Source organism: Mycobacterium sp. TH-M15 (assembly GCF_057473705.1).
The window spans coordinates 1-2,362 of record NZ_JBYCLB010000025.1; the positions used below are offsets into that span (position 1 = coordinate 1).

1 protein-coding gene is annotated in these 2,362 nt (G+C 74.5%); it reads right to left on the reverse strand.

The window, feature by feature from the left end:
• Positions 1 to 2,362: type I polyketide synthase (locus tag AC2VNT_RS00665; RefSeq protein WP_486945025.1), on the reverse strand; the 2,362-nt coding region annotated here is incomplete at both ends.

A 2,362-nucleotide genomic window follows, 5' to 3' on the forward strand; every position in this document is an offset into this window, starting at 1 on the left:
AGCTGCTGCGGCTCGCCGAGCTGCTGCTCCCAGGTGCCACCGCGCCGCACCAGCCGCAGCCGCAGCGCGTCGTGGTGGTTGGTCACCGCGGTGAGCACCGACCGGACGTCGTCGAGCGCGATCTCCGGACTCAGCTTCAGGATCAGCGGGATTCGCCACCGGCCCGCCTCCCGCAGCCCGTGGTCGAGGAAGTGCTCGACGTTCGGCGGGACCGGCGGGTGCGCCGCGTCGTCCGGCGACTGCCGGGCCAGGCCGCCCATCAGGTACCGGGCGGTCAGCGCCCGGGCCAGCGCACCCACCGTCGGGTTGTCGTAGAGGTCCTGCGGGGTGAGGTCGATCCCCTCGTGGGCGGCGCTCATCGCCACGCTGATGGCGACCAGCGAGTCGCCGCCCAGGTCGAAGAAGTTGGCGTTGCGTTCGACGGTGCCCACCCCGAGGCACTGGCCCCAGATGCGCCGCAGCACCTCCTCCAGCCGCGACCCGCCGCTGCCGGCCGCCCCGCCGCTGCCGTTGCCGGAGACCGGTGCCGCGTTGCCGGCGCCGACCGGCCGGACGGCCGCGGCGTCGTGCTCCACCCAGTGCCGCTGGCGCTCGAACGGGTAGCCGGGCAGCGACACCAGCCGCGGCTGCCGGACGCCGCGCAGCGGAGTCCAGTCCACGTCCACACCGGCCGCCCACAGCTGGCCGAGCCCGAGCAGGAACGCGTCGCGGTCGTCCCGGTTCTGCGCCTGGTGACGCATCAGCCGCACCGCGCGGTGCGTCGCCTCGGCCCACTTCGGGTGCCGGATCGCCGAGCCGGTCAGGATGCCGCCCGGCCCGGCCTCGACGAAGACCCGGTGCGGGTCGGCGAGCAGGGCGCCGATCTCGTCGGCGAACCGGACCGTGGCCCGCACCTGCCGCGCCCAGGTCGCCGGGTTGGTCGCCTCCTCGGCGGTCATCCAGGTGCCGGTGATGTTGGACAGCAACGGGATCCGCGGCTCGTTCAGGGTGACCCGGGACAGCAAGCCGGTGAATTCGCCGATCATCGAGTCCATCAGCCGGGAGTGGAACGCGTGTGCGGTGCGCACCCGGCGGGCGGCGGTACCGGCCTGCTGCAGCCGGTCGCCGAACGCGCGGATGCTCTCCGCGGACCCGGCCACCACGCAGCTGCCCGGATCGTTGACCGCGGCCAGATCCACGTCGTCGCCGAGGTATTCGGCGACCGCGTCCGGGCCGAGCGGGACCGCGACCATCACGCCGCGCGGCGCGGCGTGCATCAACCGGGCCCGCATCGACACCACCCGCACGGCGGTGGCGACGTCGAAGACCCCGGCCAGGGTGGCCGCGGCGTACTCGCCGATGCTGTGCCCGGCCAGCGCCGCCGGGTGCACGCCGTAGCTCTCGGCCAGCTTCGCGCAGGCGTACTCGACGGTGAACAGCGCCGGCTGGGTCCGGTCGGTGCGTTCCAGATCGCGTGCGCTGCCGTCGAATATCTCCGCGCGCAGGTCGATGCCGAGCTCGGCGTCGAACCCGGCGACACACTCGTCGAAGTGCCGCGCGAAGACCGGCTCGGTGTCGTAGAGGCCGCGGGCCATCCCGGCGTGCTGGGCGCCCTGGCCGGGGAAGAGGAAGACCACCCGGTCGGCAGCGCTCGCGGCACCGGTCGGCGCGGTACCGACGAAGACGTTCTCGTCTTCCTCGGAGCGCAGCACCGCCGCGGCACCCTGCCGGTCGGCGGCGACGGCCGCCAGCCGGATCTGCTCGGTGCGCCGGCGGCCCAGGGTGTGGGCGGCATCGGAGAGCTCCGGCGCGTCGGCGCCGGAGAGCGCGTCGGCGAGCGCCGCGCGCGCGTCGGTCAGCGACTGCTCGCTGCGCGCCGAGAGCAGCAGCAGCTGCGGGCCCGGCTCCGGGTCGGCCGGCGCCGCAGCGTGCGGCCACTCCTCCAGCACCACGTGTGCGTTGGTGCCGCCCACCCCGAACGCGCTGACCCCGGCCCGGCGCACCCCGGCGGACTCCCACCGGCCGTACTCGGCGCGCACCGCGAACGGTCCGTCGTCCAGCCGCAGCTCCGGGTTGGGGCTGGTGTAGTGCAGGGTGGCCGGGATGGCCCGGTGTTTCAGACACAGGATGGTCTTGATCAGCCCGGCGATGCCGGCCGCGGCCTCCAGGTGCCCGATGTTGGACTTCACCGAGCCGATGAAGCACGGGGCGGCACGGTCCGCCTCCGAGCCGGCGAACGCCTGCCGCAGACCCTCGATCTCGATCGGGTCGCCCAACGGGGTTCCGGTGCCGTGGGTCTCGATGTAGCCGACGGTGGCCGGGTCCACCTCGGCCACCGCGTACGCCTCGGCGATCGCCTCGGCCTGACCGGTGGCGTTCGGCG